Here is a 17,554-nt window from a genome sequence, read left to right on the forward strand (position 1 = left end):
TGCTGTTCCCTTGTTTTGATTTTAGGCTGCACTTGATGCTGAGAAGACATGGGCCGCGCCGGGATCAAAGCCGAGGTAGACGGCCTCGCCGGGCTCGACCAGATCGCTTTCGTTCATGCTGCGGCGGTCGGCGGTCACCAGAAAGTCACCGAGCCCAGGTACCGTGACGGCATATTCCGCCGACGAGCCTAGGAAGATACGGTGGGTTACCGTGCCCTTGAAGTTCGCCACATCAGGCGCCTGGGTGCGTGTCAGGCGGATCGATTCCGGGCGGATCGCCACGATTGCCTCACCCGTCGAGACACGCGCCCGGCCCCCCGCGGCGATTGCGGAACCGTCCGCAAGGCGCAGCGTCGCGCCGTCCGCTTCCATTGTCGCCTTCACCCGGTTGGTCTTGCCGACGAAATCAGCAACGAACAGATCGGCGGGGCGGTCATAGACCTCCTGCGGCGAGCCCAGCTGCCGAATCCGCCCTGCGCTCATCACGCAGACGATATCCGCCATCGAGAGCGCCTCTTCCTGATCATGGGTGACCAGAACAAAGGTGATGCCGAGTTCACGTTGTATTGTCTGCAATTCGATCTGCATGGCCGAGCGCAGCTTCTTGTCGAGGGCAGCCAGCGGCTCATCCAGGAGCAGTACCGACGGACGGTTGACGATTGCGCGCGCCAACGCCACTCGCTGCTGTTGCCCACCGGACATTTCATGGACGCGGCGCTTGGCGAAGCCGCCGAGTCGCACCATTTCGAGCGCCTCTGCTACCCGCCGATCGATTTCGGCTGCCGCAAGCTTGGGTCGCATTTGCTTCAGACCATAGGCAACGTTCTGCCGGACATCGAAATGCGGAAACAAAGCATAATGCTGGAAGACCATGTTCACCGGACGCCGATAGGCCGGTACGCCGTTCATCTCGCGCCCGTTGATCAGCACCGTGCCTTCGCTTGGCTGCTCGAAGCCGCCGATCATGCGCAGGCAAGTGGTCTTGCCGCAGCCGGAGGGGCCAAGCAATGCGAGGAATGCGCCCTTCGGCACATTGAGGTTGATGTCCGTTACGGCGATCACCGGACCATAATTCTTGGTGACCGAACGGAATTCGATATCGTTCGTCGAAGCGGATGCCACGTCTGTTCCCTGCGGTTGGTTTGGATTGGGCAGTCTAGCGCTGCCTTTCGCCACCGTCGTTACGGAAAGACTAAGCGCGCCCTTCCCTCGCGGTATATACCCCGAGAGAGGTATTTTAGCCATGAAGCCTTCGTGGAAGGTATATACACGCAGAACGCAGATTTTCGCGCGAGGCGATCAGGAGGTTCCGGCAATGAGCACCGATTTGGAGGCGCTGCTTCAAGCCTTCAACGCCACCGTTGGCCGGCAGGCAATGGGCGACGCGGAATTCGGCGAGACCTTTCGGCAGATGATGGCGGCGCTTGTGCGCTTCGACTACGTCGTCGTCTTCGCCTATCGTGGCAAGGAACGGCCGATCGACCTCTACAGCACCTTCGACCCGAAGGAACACATCATTTTCGTAACGCTCTACCAAGCCGGCCCATACCTGCTCGATCCCTTCTACCACACCGCTAACGAGCGGCGCGCCGGCGTGTTTCGCATGCGTGAGCTGGCGCCTGACCGGTTCTTCTCCAGCGAGTACTACCGGACCTATTATGTCCAGACAGGCCTTGCCGAGGAAATCGGCTTCTTCGTCACGGCCGATGACGATATCACCATCGTTCTTTCGCTCATGCGCAAGGAAAAGACCGGCCCCTTCCCGCCTGCGGAATTTGCCTTGCTGAAGAAAGCCGAGCCTTTGATCGCCAACATGGTCCGCCACTACTGGGCTGGGCTAGGAGCCCGTTTTGACGCACAACTGCATTCTCGAAATCGCGGCAGTCGCAGACGCGATGCTGGTGAAAGCTCCCTGCAGCCTGCCGAAGCGGTGTGGCGCGATCTCAATCTCACCAGCCGCGAGACCGCGATTGTCGATCTCGTCCTCCAAGGCCACTCCTCCGAGTCGATCGGCCTGAAGCTCAGTATCTCAACGGGAACCGTCAAGGTTCATCGGCGCAATGTCTATCGCAAGTTAGGCATCTCCTCGCAGACGCAACTGCTGTCCCTCTATCTCAAGAATCTTTCATGAAAGGCATTCGGAAATTGTGGGCCGCTACCACCTGCGTTGTGCCGCCTGCCGCTGACGACCTCAGGCCTTGACGGGTTCGGCCCCCGCCTTCGGCTTCAACAGGATTATCAGCAGCAAGCCGGCGACGATGAGTGCCGCACCCTCGAGGTGGTATCGCTGCAATTGCTCGCCGAGGATGAAGTAGGCGAGCACCGCGATGAAGATTGTCTGGACGTAGAGGAGGACGCCTGCCCGGGCCGCGCCCAAAGCCTCGATACTGCGATTGAAGAGGTAATACATGATCGCCCCGCCGGGGATGGCGACATAGGCAAGTGCGATGAGCCCACTGCTGTTGAGCGTCGACCGTTCGTCGGAAACAAGCTCGAAGAGATAGAATGGCAGCGCCGTCAGCACCGCCGCACCGAGAAGCAGGACCAAAAGCGCAAGCCGGTTCCCATCAAATTTCGCCCGACGAAGCAGCACGGTATAGAGGCTAAAGCAAAACGCACCGGCGACGATCCATAGTTCGCCGGGATTGAGATCGAGACGCATCAGTGCGGCCGGGCTGCCCTTTATGATGATGACGACGATCCCGAGAAAGGCCAGGATCGATCCGATCACCTGCCAGCTTCCCATCGGCTCGGCCAGGAACAACCGGGCAAGGATCATGGTGATGATCGGGATCAGAGCAATGATGATGCCGGCAGTGGTGGCGTCGGCATGTTCGAGACCGACGAAAATCAGGCCCTGGCAGATCGCAAGCCCCATGCCGCCAATCACAAGCAGTTCAAGGGCGCGCGCCCGCACAAGCGCGACCATATCGCCAAAGTGCTTGTGCACGATCGGCATAAGGATCGCCCAGGCGATCAGCACGCGCCAAAAGCAGAGCGCCCAGGGCGGCATTTCCGAAGAAACCCATTTCGCGGCGATATAGACGCCGGCAGATAACAGCCAACATAGAATGCCCACGGAATAGGCGCTTGCAAGCGAACCGCCCGCCGCCTGTTCCGTCCCGACCGTCTCGCGATGGACTGCCAAGACATGTATCGCCATGGGCTAGTTATGCCACAGTTCCCAAGCGCTGCACAGATGAGCCCGCTGCGGTGAGAACGAGGGAACGCATCCTTTCAGCGGTGGTTAAACTGACGACGAGGATTATCTCAAGCTGAAGTGTCGGAATCCCGTTTAGCCAGTCGTCTTCAAGGCAGACAAGCTAAGGAGAGCAGCGATGACGATTACCATTACCGCCTTTGAACGCTCGCCCGATCGCGGCAGAGGCCTGGCGCGCGACATGCGCGTTCGCTGGGCGCTCGAGGAAGTGGGCCAGCCTTACGACGTTCGGCTTCTTTCGTTCAAAGCGATGAAGGAACCCGCCCACCTCGCGCTTCAGCCTTTCGGGCAGATTCCGACCTACGAAGAAGGCGATCTCGCCATATTCGAATCGGGGGCAATCGTCCTCCATATCGCGCAGCACCATGCCGGCTTGCTGCCGGAGAACCCGAATGCCCGGGCACGCGCGATCACCTGGGTATTCGCCGCGCTCACCACGATGGAGCAGCCGATGATCGATCGCGAAATCGCCAAATTCATGGAAGGAGACCAGCCTTGGTACGAGCAGCGCCGGTCGATGATCGAGGAACGCATCCGTCAGCGGCTAAAGGAACTCGCCGTCCGGCTTGGCGATGCCGACTGGCTCGACGGTGAATTCAGCGTTGGTGACCTCGAGATGGTGTCGGTGCTGCTGAGGGTGAAAGGATCGGGCATGCTCGACGACTATCCGAATCTCTCCGCCTATGTCGCGCGTGGGGAAGCGCGGCCGGCGTACAAGCGTGCATTTGCCGCTCAGTTGGCGGTCTTCACTGCGGCATCATCCGGCTGAGAACAGGCGCGCTCAGGGCGATCCTGCGCTCGAGGCATCTGCCACCAGCGTCACGCTTGACAGTGCTCAAAGGCGAATGCCCTAATCGCCGCGACCGCGAAAGGGCCATCGATGAGCGACGATCAAACCCCGACAGACAGCAAGCTTACCACGTCGAAGCGCAGATGGGCCTCCGAAGGAAAATTCCTGACTGGCCGTATCAGTCGCCCGGAAACCGAGCGCCTGCCGCCTGGCCAACACCTCGTCAAGAATTGGCCGGTCCTCGATCTCGGCCAGCAGCCCACCATTTCCACCGACACCTGGCGCCTGGAAGTTCGTGGGCTTGTCGAAACCCCGCTTGATCTTACCTGGACGGCCTTCCTGGCCCTCGAGCAGAGCACCAAGATCACCGATATTCATTGCGTGACGACGTGGTCGCGCTACGACAACAAATGGAAAGGTGTTTCGACCCGCGACTTGCTCGATCAGGCCATGCCGAAACCGGGAACCCACTACGTCATGCTGACAAGCTATGATGGCTACACGACCAACCTGCCGCTCTCCGATTTCGCCGCCGAGGATGCGATCCTCGCAACTTCCTGGGAAGGCTTGCCGCTGACGCGCGATCACGGCGGTCCCATGCGGCTCGTCGTCCCGCATCTCTATTTCTGGAAAAGCGCGAAATGGTTGCGGCGCATTGAGCTTCTGGCGGCCGATGCAGGGGGCTTCTGGGAAAAGAACGGTTATCACATGTACGGCGACCCCTGGCGCGAGCAGCGATACTCCGAGGAGTGATACCAGTCGCGACTACTTCGGCGGCTGATGGCGGAGTCGCGACGGCAACCTGCCCGCTATAGTTTCACCAGATAGGATAGCTTGCCGTCATCATCCACGGCCGACTAAAAGCCCGCTTAACGTGCAAATTTCACTACGGCGGATTCACTTCAAAATAGATACAAAAAGCGATATATTTTTTAAATTAATATCTTACGCCGATTTTAGCACGATCGCCTATTGAACCGACGCCCATTTTGGGTTGTTGTGACCCAACGATTCCAGATATCGCCTATGGGTTGATGAACAAGGACACCTCATTTCATACTGTCACGCAGAAGCTGCTGGACGCATGGTTGCATACCACATCGCAGACGCCCGCCGCACCGGAAGACATTTATCGTGACGTCATCGACCTTCTGACGATCAGGATGAGGATGACACTTGTCGTTCTGGACGGTGAGGATCCACTGCAATGGCAACTGAAAGTCGTGCGCCCATCCGGCTTCAGTTCACGCCTTCTGAACATCAATAAGCTCTTCGCCGATCAGCGCATCGGCGAATTCAAGGATCGCGCCTACATGGAAACAGCCGTCATCCCGCGTTATCGCGAGGTGATCGCCACACAGAAACCATCGATGGAACTGGTCAAGACGAGGGTGCTTGGCGTCAACCTCGGATACGAGCGACTGATCCTCCCGCAAAAGACAACAGCCCGGCGGCCATCCTGGCTCCTGACAATTTCGAACGGCCGCTTCATGTTCAACCCGCCGCAGCAGCAGGCCCGCATGGATGCGACTGACGAAGCGGTGATCCAGCTCTTGACCGAAGGCGCGACGGCCAAGGAGATCGCTGCCGATCTTGGCATTTCGCACCGAACGGTCGAACACCGCCTGGAGCGCATGAAGGAGCGCTACGGTGCGAAGAACACCGTCCACCTTGCAGCCATGCTGGTTGCAACGCACTTCGACCGCGATGTCGAGAAAAGCTAGGGCGTGATCCGCCGAACCAGGCACCGTCCGCAATAGACGAGCGCCAGAATTGCCGCCGCGAGCGCCGTCAACGTCGCCATGCTGGCAGGATGCAGCGGAACCTCCCGCCAAGCCGGGTGAACGATGTCCGCAGTATCGAACGCCTCACCACTGAATTGGCAGGTGATCAGCGCCAAGCCGCGTAGAACCATGCCGGCATCGATCGCCGAGACGATCGCCTCGGCTTCGGCAGCCTCGCCGCCCATGCCCCGCATCGATAGCAGCACGGCCTTTGTTGCCGCGAGATCGGCATGCGAGCACTGGTTGAACGGGCTCCCCTCATCCGTCACGCTGCCAGGCATTTTGCCCCAGAAGCAGTAGGCGTGCTGGATCTGTGCATAGTTCAGCACGCGTCGGAACGGCTCGTTCGTATCCGTGGCGCGTGCCGCGAGATCGATGATCCGATCGCGATACTCGCCGATCATGATCATTTCGCCGTGTGAGATTTCGGCCATCGCAATGCCGGTATGGGGACCGCTACCACTTCGCTGGTGTGCGTCGGCTGCCAGTTGCCAAAGCGGCAGCAACGCGATCATGGCGACAAGGAAAATGGAACGCCGGCTGGACATTGCGGGGGACAGGCTGATTGCGCCGGAGCCTTCTCTCCAATCAATGAAAAGCCGGCGCGCGAGCACGTGGCTTTGGAGCGGCACCGAGCTTGCGCTCTGCGAGAATACCGAAGGCCAGGCCAAGAACGCCCCAGAGGATCACGTGCATACCGATCGAAGTCGTGCGGAAACGCCAGAGAACGACAGCGGAATAGTTCTCCGGCACCTCGTTGATCGGCGGTAGCAGATACTGAACGAGGCCGATGAAGACGACGTAGGCAAGACCCGCTGCGATTGCTGCATTCCACACGCCGAACCGCGGGGTCAGGCGGCGGGCAAGCGCAATTGCCGCAATAAGCGCGGCGATCGATACAACGATCATCAGGAAGAACAGCTCGGTCCTGACGCCGATCGTGTCGGGATTGCCGACTGCCGGCGGATTGGCCGGATATTTGATGTTGGGCACGACAACCACGGCGACAAAGGCCGCAATGGCGATGACGGCAGAGGTCCCGCGGACGCCAAGATTGCTGAAGCGTCCCTGGACAAAAGCGAAGACGAGGGCGAACAAGCCGCCGACGGCAACGCTGTAGGCGATCACACCAGTCAGGAGGCCAAGGCCCGCTTGCGTGGCACGGCTGACGATTTCAGGCTCGCTGGTTTCACCCGCCGCTTGGGCGGCTGCTTCCTCAAACGCGATCGCTCGGTCGACGAGCGGCTCGCCGAAGGTATGGGCAAACGCGAAAACGAGGACGCCAGCAATCAGCCCCGCGAGCATTCCGCGAAGCAAAAGACTTCCAACCATGTCCGGAACTCCCCTTAGTGGCAGGGAAAGCCGAGGAGGTGCCGGCCGTCATGCACGAACTCGTGCACATACATACCGTTGAAAAGCGCCATCGCGCCCTCTTCGGTGCCGACGAAATAGATGGCGATGAGCATCAGCAGACCGCCAAAGATCGCCCAGGGCCAAAGCTCGCCAACCGGAATGGGAGCAGGTGCGGCGACGGGCGCGAAAGTGGTGTCAGACATGAATTCCTCCTGGAATGACGCGTTCAGTCGAGAATTATTGCGTGGCAGGGTCTGACTTCCAGTCCGAGGTATCCTCATCCTGATCACAGTGGCGCGACCGCACCGGAATTTCACCGGTTTCCAAACCCACAACATAACCGTTATATCTGCGGCTTCGAACCTGTCAACGAGACTTCATGCAGTGACAGGCCACCTTCCCCGTTATCCGGAGACGACCAACGTGATGACGCGCCTCACTTGGATCTGCCATGGTTCGACTGCCGCCAACCGCGAAGCGCGGTTCCCGCAAGACGAGCCGCTGAACGAGAAGGCAATCCTTGCCACTCAGGCAATGACCCCCCGCCTTCGGCACGCCGATAGCGTCTTCGCCAGCCCGACATTGCGCGCGCGGCAAACGGCCGATGCACTTGGCCTGCAACCGGAATTCTCCGAGGCGCTCGCCGATTGCGATTTTGGCCGCTGGTCGGGACGCTCGATTGCCGAGATCCAGCAAGCCGAACCGGAAAATCTTGCCGCCTGGATGGCGCGGCCGGAGGAAGCACCGCACGGTGGCGAGGCAATCGCCGCCGTTTGCATGCGTGTAAACGCCTGGATGCACGAGCGCCTGCAGGCCGGTGGCCATATCGTCGCCATCACTCATGCCGCGGTCATCAGGGCAGCAATCATCAACACTCTGCAGGCGCCGGTATCTTCCTTCTGGATCGCCGATATCGAACCGCTGGCCATCGTTCACATGACCAGCAATGGCAGCCGATGGTCGCTGCGCGTCGAAGGCGCGGCTGCCTAATTTTCCGGGCGTTAATTTAGGCCAGCCTTACGCAAGCGAACCATGCCATAGGTTTCCGGCCCAACACGTTCGGGCCGTGTTCCTTGCCCCAAGGAGGACCAAGCATGCCCTATGATTGGAGCGGCGCGCAGATGCGGCGCACGCGCCTGCTACGTATGACCGCCGCCGTTACACTGCTTCTGCTCGTCATCGGCGCATCCCTTATGATCCGGCTTTGAGAACGACAGGCGGGCGGCCGCACCGCTCGCCTGTCGAACCGCCTCTCCGCTCTCGGCAGCCGCAGATACCAAGAATTCGCCCTTTGGTTTCAACAAACGCTTCAGACTTCAATGATACACCGGCGCTCGGGTGGAGATGGAGTGAAGCATGCCGGTATTCTTCCAGAGCAGAGCCGGAAGGCAATGCCTTTTGGTCATGGCGTTGGGAGTAACGCTGTGGCTCTTCGGCGCGATCCTGGAATTGGATAACTGGCTTGTCGCTTTCGTCGGCGCTTACGAGAACTATGGCGCGGACAAGCTAGTCCTCGCGCTCGGCATCGGTGGCGCGATGAGCTTCGTATATTCGATCCTGCGCATTGTCGACCTGCGTAAGGAGATGGAACTGCGGGCCAGTGCCCAGGCCAAGGCCGACTGGACGGCAACCCACGACCACCTCACCAAACTTCCGAACCGCTATGCTTTCGAACGGAAAGTCCTTCCCCGGAGGACGAAGACCGACGTCGAAGGCGACGAGTGGGAGCAGAACGTTACAATCTTCTCGATAGATCTCGATGGCTTCAAGAAGGTCAACGACCTTGTCGGCCACAATGGCGGTGACGCCCTTCTGGTCGAAGTGGCAAAGCGGATCTGCGCGATCGGAAACGCGGACTGCGTCTATCGTTTCGGCGGCGACGAATTCGTCGTCGTTGCCCTTGGCCTCTCCTCCAAGCACGAGGAACGCTTTGCGCGTTTGCTCATTCAGGCCGTAACACGGCCCATCCATATCAACGGGTTCGCCGTCGAAGTCGGTGCAAGCGTCGGTTACGATCGCTGGGAGCAGGGTCGAGAGGCGCTTGAGGACGCGGCTCACCGAGCCGACCTCGCCATGTACGAGGCCAAATCACGCGGCCCCAACTACCACATGGTGTTCGAAGCCTCGATGCAGGACAAAGTCGCAAAGCGCGCAACATTGGAGTCCAAACTGCGCGTCGCAATTCAGCAGAAGGCCATCCGCCCCTTCTATCAACCGTTGATCGATCTCAAGAGCGGTACGGTCTGCGGCTTCGAGGCGCTCGCCCGCTGGACAGACGAAGAAGGCATCGCCATTCCACCGCCGGTATTCATCGGGATTGCCGAAGAGACCGGACTGATCACCGAACTTTTTGAGGATCTTCTGGCGCAGGCCTGCAGGGACGCCTTGGCCTGGGACGACCACGTTACTCTCTCCTTCAACGTCTCTCCAGTGCAGATGGAGGACAAGCTGTTGGCCTCGCGCATCTTCAAGGTGCTCTCGGCGAACGGCCTTCCGCCGCACCGCCTGGAGATCGAGATCACCGAAAACGCGCTGATCCAGGATCCGGCAATTGCCGCGATCATTCTGGATGAACTCCACGAGGCCGGCGTCCAGATCGCTCTTGACGATTTCGGCACGGGCTATTCCAGTCTCGCCCAGCTCGCTCGCTATCGTTTTGACAAGATCAAGATCGACAAGAGCTTCATCGCGACTTGCCGCGATGATGAGCGCCAGGAAAAAATCATCCGCGCCATGCTTGGTCTTGGCCGCAGCCTCAACATACAGACCACAGCCGAAGGTATCGAAGAGCACCGCCAACTCGGCCACCTGCTTCGGCTCGGCTGCGATGTCGGACAGGGCTACCTGTTCGGCAAGGCGATGCCTGCCGAAGAGACGCGCTCCTTTATCCTCGATCGCGACGAAGTGTTGGCCAGCGCATAAACGCCGCGAAAACGCAACTCTGCCAGCACCTCCACGCGTCAGAAATTCGTGATGGAACCCTTTCTGACGAGGCAACGTTAGCTCATTGGTCCCGTGGGCGGACACTTACACTGAAAGTCTATCTGCCCCCGCATGGGCCGCGATCGTCGATCGGGCCTAGCCCGATCGACGGGCGAACCCTTATCATAGGAGAGGGATTTATCATGTATTTTCATATCGTTGCTGCCTCGGCGGCCTTTATTGGTCTTGCAGGGGCGGCGTCGGCCGCTGATCTTGTGAGCGAGCCGCCGGCAGCCCCGGTTGCACAAGCGGCACCGGTTTTCACTTGGAACGGCTTTTATATCGGCCTGCAAGGCGGCGGCGGCTGGGGAAATGGTGACTTCTCCGGCATCGGCGACGCAAACCTCAATGGCGGCCTCGTCAGCGGCTTCACCGGATACAACTGGCAGCTCGATAACAATATCGTGCTCGGCGTCGAAGGCGACGTTTCCTACAATTGGAACGAGGAAACCGTCAGTAGCAATGAATACAAGTTCGACACGACAGGCTCGGTCCGCGCCCGCGTCGGTTACGCCCTCGATCACGCGCTGTTCTATGGAGCGGCCGGCTGGACCGGCGCGAGGGGCCATGTGAACACCCCTATCGGCGACGACAACGCCACGTTCTCGGGCTGGACCGTTGGAGCCGGCCTGGACTATGCCTTCACCGACAACATTTTCGGGCGGGTCGAATATCGCTACAACGACTACGGCAGCAAGGACCTGCTCGGCGTGGATACCGACTTCAATCAGAACGTCGTCACCGTTGGCGTTGGTTTCAAATTCTGAGACTGCTCGACCGAGTGGCCTGCATGAAATGACCAAGCCCGGACAGACGCCCGGGCTTTGCTTCTCTGACCTGATGCGGGTCGCCGTGTGAGATAGCCTTAGTGGTTTCCGCCGTGGCCGCCGCCCTGGTTGCCGCCACCCTGGCTGCCGCCGCCTTCGTTACCGCCACCCTGGTTGCCGCCACCCTGGCTGCCGCCGCCTTCGTTACCGCCACCCTGGCTGCCGCCGCCCTGGCTGCCCCCGCCTTCGTTACCGCCACCCTGGCTGCCGCCGCCCTGGCTGCCCCCGCCTTCGTTACCGCCACCCTGGTTGCCGCCGCCCTGGCTGCCCCCGCCTTCGTTACCGCCACCCTGGTTGCCGCCACCCTGGCTGCCCCCGCCTTCGTTACCGCCACCCTGGCTGCCGCCGCCCTGGCTGCCCCCGCCTTCGTTACCGCCACCCTGGTTGCCGCCACCCTGGCTGCCGCCGCCTTCGTTACCGCCACCCTGGTTGCCGCCACCCTGATTACCGCCGCCTTCGTTACCGCCGCCCTGGTTGCCGCCACCCTGGCTGCCACCACCGTGGTTGCCACCGCCCTGGTTGCCGCCGTCTCCGTTGCTGCTGCTATTGCCTGTACTGCTGGTCGTGCCGTTGTTGCTGCCACTGCCAGAACCGCTTCCCCCTCCGCCTGAGGAGTTGCGAGTTGCGCGCGTGCCGCTCGCGAATTGGTCGCTGTGGTGATCCGGATCGGCAAACTTATTGACTTTGATGGACGCAACCGGGCCGCATAATCTTGCTTCGATTGTGCCTGGCTTTACCGTCCGACAGTTGAGCCGTTGGCTCTGTGCGCTGGCAAGGCTGGTTCCGGCAAGAAGAAACACCATGCCGGCAGAAATCGTCAGTAATTCTTTACGCATAGTTACTCACTCCCACAGTTAACAGAGTGTTAACGTGGAGATTCATACAGTGCCAACAAAGTAAATAGAAGAATAACTTTCGCAAGCTGAGCATAGAACGTTAGTATATTGTTAACCTTTAAAATATAAAATTCTAATTAAGTGCAGCAGCTTAAAAGTGTATAATTGGCCGTCCAGCACTCAGCCGAAAGGATGTTTCGATGCGGGCCCTGGCAGCTTTCGCAGCGTTCACACTTGTTTTCACAGCGTTTGCTGGTGAGAGCTATGCAGGGTCCACCCTTCGCGCATCACGCTCGATCGGAGCGCCGATTGGCTTTCCCTCGGCGTGCGCGCGCTATGCCTGGCTTTGCCATGGCGGCGGCGGCGGTCACGAGATGACTGACAAAGAGGCTATGCCTTTGCTCCAAAAGGTGAATCGGCAGGTCAACGCCGGCGTCGCACCAGCGACGGACGCACAGACATCAGGAAAATCCGAGTACTGGTCACTACCCGTTAACAACAAAGGCGACTGCGAAGACTATGCTTTGCTGAAACTGAAAACGCTGCTCGGCGCCGGCTTTGCGTCGAACAAATTGGCGCTTTCCGTCGTCATCGACCGCGGCGGCAACAACCATGTCGTCCTGCTGGCGCGGCTGAGGTCCGGCGACTACGTCCTTGACAATCTGTCAGAAAAAGTAAAACCTTGGGAAAGTACAGGATATACTTTCTTGGCGAGCCAGAACTTTAAAAATAGGAGTGCCTGGCAAGTAACGCTGGCCGGTCCGAGGGCGGGCCAATTTTCCGGAACGTGAGAGCACCGGACGCAACTCCTCATTTGTCCTGTCGGACGCGCGCCTTCACGCGACGAAGCACGGCCTAATGGACCGACGGGTCCTCTTCTTCCAGAAATGTTCTGATCCCTTCGCGAGCGACCGTTGCCAGAAACTCGTCAAACGCCTCGCGATCGGTAGCAAAAGGCTCCTCCCATTCGATGAGGTCCTCGTGCTGAGTCACTACTTCCATTTTCCAGTCACCATTCGTGCCGGCCGGGCGGAAGATATCGACGAGTACCGTCACGCCATCATCGGTAAATTCACCAGCGAGGTCGGAATGCTCCAGCTTTGGCTTCTTCGCCATTCTCAAATCCGATCCGTGATTTCGACGAGCAGTGTACGCGGCAACGATGACGCGCTTGCAGGCAACCATCGTGCATAGCGTAAGCAACAGAGAAAGCCCCAAAGCCGAAGTTTACGAGAAGTTCCACAGAAGAAAATGCGTCGTTTGACTGGTAGAGAAGCCCGTTCAACGCATCTCCGGGATCACACTGCGCCGTATCGCTCTACATAGGGCCATGCGCAACCGCATCCTCTTCCCAAAGGATGCGAGTAGCCTGGAGGTCGTGGTACGACTCCGCGATATCATATCCAGGCAACCCGTCGACCGCTTGTGAATCGCGGTTTTAACTTCCCTTGATACAGGCGCCATCGATTCCGGCTTGGCTCGATCTTGACTTTGCAAACGCTCGTCGTCCACCTTCAGCAGCGGCTAATTCAAGGGAGAGGGTTGGTGGTGGAACTTTCGGTCTGTATCGGGTGGGAGTCCCGCGAAGATATCGCCTACGCAGTGAAGGGCGTCACATCAACGACGCCCCTTGGCTCAAGAACTGGCCGGATGTCGAGTACGCCCCAGGGTGGCTCGACAAGCCGCTCGCGATCAATCCTCAGTTCGTGACGGTAGGTATAAGCAGTGAACCTTGGCAAACTCGTCAAATTCTACGCGATTTTCTCCGGTGGGCGCCTCACGATCGGAGCGAACCCAAAATGCTTTATTGGCCGCGCTTCAGGTGGCGGAGAGGAACGATAGCGATTGGCGACCGGTGCGCTACGGCGTCGTGATTGATGCCCAGAGCGGACGCGTCGAGATCGGCAACAATGTTTCGCTCAACGAGTTTACGGTCCTGCTCGGCCACGGGGGCATCCGCATTGGAAACGGCGTACGGATCGCAGCTCAGTGCGCTATTGTTTCTTTCGAGCACGGCTTCGATGATCCGATGACCACCATAAAGGATCAGCGGCTACGGAAAGCACCGGTCGTGATCGAGGATGACGTCTGGATCGGCGCCGGTGCAAAGATATTGGCCGGCGCCCATATTGGTCGCGGTTGTGTGATCGGAGCCAATAGCGTCGTCAAGGGAACCACGGTTCCAGGCGGCATCTATGTCGGCGCGCCGGCTCGGCTGATCAGACTTCGCGGACGTTGAAGTCGCTAGGTCCCCCGAGGAGGCCAAAGTGCCAGCTTAGTCGAATGAGCGACATGCGGGTCGGCCGTGAAGACCGGGAACCTTCGCTCACTGAATATCTGAAGCGCTTGCAGATCGGTTTCCTGATGCATGCGAGAAAGGTCGAGCGAATTGTATTGGTGCCCCTTCGAGAGCGGATCGATGCCGGTGAGGATCACATTCGCCGCGCCGCTGGCGAGTGCCAGGGCCGCGCCAACGACGCCATTGGACCATTTCGCCTCGCCCTCCAATTCCAGGTTCAGTCTTCCTGTGATCTTATGCATCAGGGCGATGCGCTCATGGCGGCTGATCAGCCTCAATTCGTCATAGCGATAGTCGAAGGCATGAAGTCCTCTTACCAGCCGTTCGAGTTCGTGCCGCCAATTGAGAACGCAAAGCAGTCCTGTTTTCTTATGCTCGAGCACTTTACGAACTTCGACCGCGGCCGGATTGAGCCCTTCAATCTGATTGAACTGCATCAATGTCACGTCGGGCGCTTGGGGCAACCAACCCTGGGCCGCCACCTGGGAGGCGTTTATCGTCAATACGCGAAACGAATCGTTCCAGCCTTGTGGCTTCGTGGAAAAGGGCGCAGAGCCGGCAACAACGACGGTTTTTCCGAGAAAGAGGCCCTCCAACTTCGGAATGTGCGGAGCAGCCAACCGATATCTTAACCAGCGATTCCAATAACGCTTAGCGCGTATCAGCTCTTCGAAGTACGACATGCCCTGCTGTCCCCTCCCTGGCGCTTTTCCCGATCTGCAAGACTCGACGATGATCACGATCGCGAAATACAATGCCGTCGCAAGAAAGCACTGGGCCCAGCCTGAGCGTGCAGCCTCCGTCTTGCACTCGTTGTGCGAGTGTAATGGCGGGTTGGCTATTGCGCAAGGAGCGTCTCACAAACGTAGCCACAGCGTTTCCATAGACGCCGCTGGCGAATATCGCCATTTCACCACGTGCTCGGGTCGGAGCGGGCATTTTCAATGACCGTCTTGGAAATCAGGCGTACAATGTGCTGTTGGATCCGATGCACGGCACGGTCCGACCAAGAGCGTCCGCGCACTCTTGCCGTTATGGGGGAACGCCACCATGCAATTCCCTACATTCACATTAGAGAATGGAGAAGTTGAAGTCCTCACGTCCGTTATCCAGGCCTGGTGCCAAGCAAACCAAATAGACCCGGAAAGCGAGTGCGCTCGGGCGGTAATCGTCACGGCACTTGACCTGATCGAAGCCGGTTTCCGGACGCGTGAGAGCCTATCAATCGCGCTCGCCAATGCCTTAGCACCTGATGCCTTTCACATCAGTGGCGAGTAACGGAGTGAGCGTATCTCCCTAGGGCTGCGCCTCGAAGGTAAAGCGTACACCTTCTTCGAGCAACTTGGCGTGGGTCTCGGCCCCAGCTTACGGGACCGGCCAAAGTCCATGTCAAAATTCCGAAAATTTGCGTCCGGTTACACTAACGATCGGCGGCTGCAAAGCACTACATCGATTTGGAGCAGAGGACCTGCAAACCATCGACAACCCGTACAACACGAGCTTGTCACCATGTCTTAGAGACAAACTGTTACTTATGTCTTCGGTAAGGACAAAGAGACGAGTGGTAGCGGAGGTCCGTTGTGGTCACGACAGCCGACAGCAAGAACGGATCGAGATCAGCTTAGGAACATGACAGATTAGGCTGAAACGAGCCATCGCTAAATATCTGAAATCCAAGGCCCCAGCGGCAGCCAACGATCCAGATGGAGGATTGACGAAGGACGGCGAGGCGCTAGGTTAGCCTCGTAACTCCAATTCCCTTGCGCCCCGCAAAAACTGCGGGGCGTTTTTTCTTGAGACCGTTACGCGGCCTTCACTGCAGGTTGGCGCCGCTTCTTGCACTTCTTGTACCAAACGATTGCGAGCGCGCGCCAGTACGGGATTTTTCGGGCCGACGCCAATATCTTTGCTTCCTCTTCAGCCGTGTACAGCAATTCAACGATTGCGTTAGTCAGGTCATCGGGAAGGAAGGTCTCAGCATAGTCGACGTCGGTCATTAAATACTCGATCGCCCTGATTTGAGGCGCAACGATAGGGCCTCGTTCGGCATTGGCAACAATCTCCAACATCTCGCGCGCTCGAATTGTCCCGTGCCGCGATATTAGTCCCTGTAGCGACTTGACGGCTGCCGTCTGGCGTGAGCCGTCGCCGGTGTATGAACTAGCTGTCCTGAGGCGGCCTGGTGGAGCTGCAGGTGTGTTACGCCTAAGCGCTCAGTATTTTGACCGATGAATGCCTTTGCTTGCGCTATGGTGTCCTCAGCTTCGACGATCATTACCGGGATGACAGTGATGTATGGATGTGACGCAGCCGCAATCGCCGTGTGTTGCCCGTCCAGAACCTTTAGCACAATGCGATCCTCACTTACGGAGTATGCGCAGATCGGCGGCATGAATTTTGCCCAGTCGAAATTTTGGATGATCCGCCGAATTTGAGAGAGGCCGCGGTCACCAACGTTCCTCTGATAAGAGGGGTCGACATAAAGAGCCGCCGGATCAACCATCTCGCAGATCGGCATCCCCATAGCTGGCGGCTCAGGTGCCAGGCCGGAGAGCCCGACCGGCACAATTGATCTAATATTGTCTTGCATGGCACTCCCTCGGTTGTTCGAAGGGAGACTGAAATGCTGGTGTGGAAGATGACAACCGAGTCTGCGGATAGCCCTTCGGCCGTCTTAAACTCCATAGCCATGCGATCTGTATTGGGGCATCCTGTGGAAAACCTGGGCGGCCTTGACGCCGCTGACCACTGACGCCATCTGTCATTCAGCTCGGGCGGGAGCGACAACACCAATCCTCGACATCATGCGGCTGTCGGCAACCTCTTCAAGGAGAGGCGCTATGCGCATGGCTTTCGGGCAGACTGCTGTCGTCCTCGGAGCCGCCAACAAAAAAGGCCGGGGCGAAATCGCACCGACCTTCCTCACATCGCTACTCATACCAGTGCCAGTACATCCGTGGTCAAAAGCAGAAAGCGATTGCGGCAATTGCGAGCGACAGATACTTTCCAGCGCTCATCAGCAATGCCGATAGCAGCCATATAGGCATTCCCTGCGCGAAACACAACCTCAATTTTTGGTTTTGTTATCGAAATCTTATAAAAACAAAAATTGTGCGATTCACGTTGCATCCGTCACCGCACTCGGGCATGGTCCGTCCGTCGGCAGCCAATGTCACGGGCGCTGCTGCGTGAGGGCCCACCGGCCCTTGCCCCAAATAGAAGGAGGACCGAAGTGTCTTCCGAACCTAGCTTTGTCTTAAACTCCAAAGACCTCACGATGCTGCAAGGCGTCCTGGATGCGGCCGGATACTGTTCAGCCAGTAGTGTTGCCCATCCTGAGCAATACAATGTCGCGGCGAAACTGCTTATCGAACGTTTCCAGCACGGGATGACCTCCGCCGACGACCTATCCAGGGAACTGGAAAGGCATTTTGGCAAGGTGATTTCGGCAATATCTCCACCA

19 protein-coding genes are annotated in these 17,554 nt (G+C 58.7%); 9 read left to right on the forward strand and 10 right to left on the reverse strand.

All coding sequences use genetic code 11. The annotated features are described in order from the left end of the window. Positions 1-21 precede the first annotated feature (21 nt). Positions 22-1,122 carry an ABC transporter ATP-binding protein gene (locus NBG89_RS12875; protein ID WP_431320289.1) on the reverse strand — a complete coding sequence of 367 codons (1,101 nt, stop codon included), beginning with the start codon at positions 1,120-1,122 and terminating at the stop codon, positions 22-24. 193 nt (positions 1,123-1,315) lie between these two features. On the opposite strand from NBG89_RS12875, the gene NBG89_RS12880 reads away from it, so the two are divergent. After that, positions 1,316-2,131, forward strand: coding sequence for a helix-turn-helix domain-containing protein (locus NBG89_RS12880; RefSeq protein ID WP_431320290.1), 816 nt, complete (start codon positions 1,316-1,318; stop codon positions 2,129-2,131). A 60-nt stretch (positions 2,132-2,191) separates the two neighbouring features. On the opposite strand, the gene NBG89_RS12885 is transcribed toward NBG89_RS12880, so the two are convergent. Further along, entirely contained in the window at positions 2,192-3,163 is a 972-nt protein-coding gene (locus NBG89_RS12885) for a DMT family transporter (RefSeq protein WP_431320291.1), read from the reverse strand. 175 nt (positions 3,164-3,338) lie between these two features. Here NBG89_RS12885 and NBG89_RS12890 point away from each other — a divergent pair, with 175 nt between their 5' ends. From NBG89_RS12890 to NBG89_RS12900, 3 genes are all read left to right on the forward strand, one after another. Beyond that, positions 3,339-3,989 (forward strand): glutathione S-transferase family protein, encoded by a 651-nt coding sequence (locus NBG89_RS12890; RefSeq protein ID WP_431320292.1) that lies wholly within the window; start codon positions 3,339-3,341, stop codon positions 3,987-3,989. 111 nt (positions 3,990-4,100) lie between these two features. Continuing rightward, on the forward strand, positions 4,101-4,763 hold the full coding sequence (locus NBG89_RS12895) for a sulfite oxidase-like oxidoreductase (protein WP_431320293.1): 663 nt from the start codon (positions 4,101-4,103) through the stop codon (positions 4,761-4,763). Positions 4,764-5,044: 281 nt separating this feature from the next. Next, a complete protein-coding gene (locus NBG89_RS12900) occupies positions 5,045-5,734 on the forward strand; it encodes a response regulator transcription factor (protein ID WP_431320294.1) in 690 nt (229 codons plus the stop codon). Here NBG89_RS12900 and NBG89_RS12905 read toward each other — a convergent pair. Genes NBG89_RS12905 through NBG89_RS12915 form a run of 3 tightly spaced genes read right to left on the reverse strand, consistent with a single transcriptional unit; the run spans position 5,731 to position 7,350 of the window. Next, entirely contained in the window at positions 5,731-6,342 is a 612-nt protein-coding gene (locus NBG89_RS12905; RefSeq protein ID WP_431320295.1) for a hypothetical protein, read from the reverse strand. The two genes, NBG89_RS12900 and NBG89_RS12905, sit on opposite strands and share 4 nt — an antisense overlap. Before the next feature lie 40 nt (positions 6,343-6,382). Beyond that, complete coding sequence (locus NBG89_RS12910; RefSeq protein ID WP_431320296.1) at positions 6,383-7,126, reverse strand: CbtA family protein; 744 nt, start codon at positions 7,124-7,126, stop codon at positions 6,383-6,385. A gap of 14 nt (positions 7,127-7,140) precedes the next feature. Further along, the gene (locus tag NBG89_RS12915) at positions 7,141-7,350 is read right to left on the reverse strand and encodes a CbtB domain-containing protein (RefSeq protein WP_431320297.1); all 210 of its coding nucleotides are present in this window, start codon (positions 7,348-7,350) and stop codon (positions 7,141-7,143) included. Positions 7,351-7,573: 223 nt separating this feature from the next. Between NBG89_RS12915 and NBG89_RS12920 the strand changes: the two genes are divergently transcribed. The 3 genes from NBG89_RS12920 to NBG89_RS12930 all read left to right on the forward strand — a co-directional run bounded on the left by NBG89_RS12920 (position 7,574) and on the right by NBG89_RS12930 (position 10,896). Next, on the forward strand, positions 7,574-8,137 hold the full coding sequence (locus tag NBG89_RS12920) for a histidine phosphatase family protein (protein WP_431322684.1): 564 nt from the start codon (positions 7,574-7,576) through the stop codon (positions 8,135-8,137). Between the two features lie 366 nt (positions 8,138-8,503). Then, complete coding sequence (locus NBG89_RS12925; protein ID WP_431320298.1) at positions 8,504-10,069, forward strand: putative bifunctional diguanylate cyclase/phosphodiesterase; 1,566 nt, start codon at positions 8,504-8,506, stop codon at positions 10,067-10,069. A gap of 203 nt (positions 10,070-10,272) precedes the next feature. Then, positions 10,273-10,896 (forward strand): outer membrane protein, encoded by a 624-nt coding sequence (locus tag NBG89_RS12930; RefSeq protein ID WP_431320299.1) that lies wholly within the window; start codon positions 10,273-10,275, stop codon positions 10,894-10,896. Positions 10,897-10,994: 98 nt separating this feature from the next. Here the strand turns inward: NBG89_RS12930 and NBG89_RS12935 are convergent, their stop codons facing one another. Beyond that, the gene (locus tag NBG89_RS12935; RefSeq protein ID WP_431320300.1) at positions 10,995-11,792 is read right to left on the reverse strand and encodes a hypothetical protein; all 798 of its coding nucleotides are present in this window, start codon (positions 11,790-11,792) and stop codon (positions 10,995-10,997) included. A gap of 200 nt (positions 11,793-11,992) precedes the next feature. Between NBG89_RS12935 and NBG89_RS12940 the strand changes: the two genes are divergently transcribed. Further along, complete coding sequence (locus tag NBG89_RS12940; RefSeq protein WP_431320301.1) at positions 11,993-12,583, forward strand: transglutaminase-like cysteine peptidase; 591 nt, start codon at positions 11,993-11,995, stop codon at positions 12,581-12,583. Between the two features lie 64 nt (positions 12,584-12,647). Here NBG89_RS12940 and NBG89_RS12945 read toward each other — a convergent pair whose 3' ends face one another. After that, positions 12,648-12,908, reverse strand: a complete 261-nt coding sequence (locus NBG89_RS12945; protein ID WP_007802691.1) for a hypothetical protein — start codon at positions 12,906-12,908, stop codon at positions 12,648-12,650. Positions 12,909-13,599: 691 nt separating this feature from the next. Between NBG89_RS12945 and NBG89_RS12950 the strand changes: the two genes are divergently transcribed. Next, positions 13,600-14,031 (forward strand): acyltransferase, encoded by a 432-nt coding sequence (locus tag NBG89_RS12950; RefSeq protein ID WP_431320302.1) that lies wholly within the window; start codon positions 13,600-13,602, stop codon positions 14,029-14,031. A 5-nt stretch (positions 14,032-14,036) separates the two neighbouring features. On the opposite strand, the gene NBG89_RS12955 is transcribed toward NBG89_RS12950, so the two are convergent. The 3 genes from NBG89_RS12955 to NBG89_RS12965 all read right to left on the reverse strand — a co-directional run bounded on the left by NBG89_RS12955 (position 14,037) and on the right by NBG89_RS12965 (position 16,681). Next, a complete protein-coding gene (locus NBG89_RS12955) occupies positions 14,037-14,831 on the reverse strand; it encodes a membrane-anchored protein (protein ID WP_431320303.1) in 795 nt (264 codons plus the stop codon). A gap of 1,062 nt (positions 14,832-15,893) precedes the next feature. Beyond that, positions 15,894-16,088, reverse strand: a complete 195-nt coding sequence (locus NBG89_RS12960) for a hypothetical protein (RefSeq protein WP_431320304.1) — start codon at positions 16,086-16,088, stop codon at positions 15,894-15,896. Positions 16,089-16,192: 104 nt separating this feature from the next. Next, positions 16,193-16,681 (reverse strand): hypothetical protein, encoded by a 489-nt coding sequence (locus NBG89_RS12965; RefSeq protein ID WP_431320305.1) that lies wholly within the window; start codon positions 16,679-16,681, stop codon positions 16,193-16,195. Positions 16,682-17,554: the final 873 nt, after the last annotated feature.

The sequence above is a fragment of the Rhizobium sp. YTU87027 genome (assembly GCF_050644135.1).
Classification (GTDB): Bacteria; Pseudomonadota; Alphaproteobacteria; order Rhizobiales; family Rhizobiaceae; genus Rhizobium.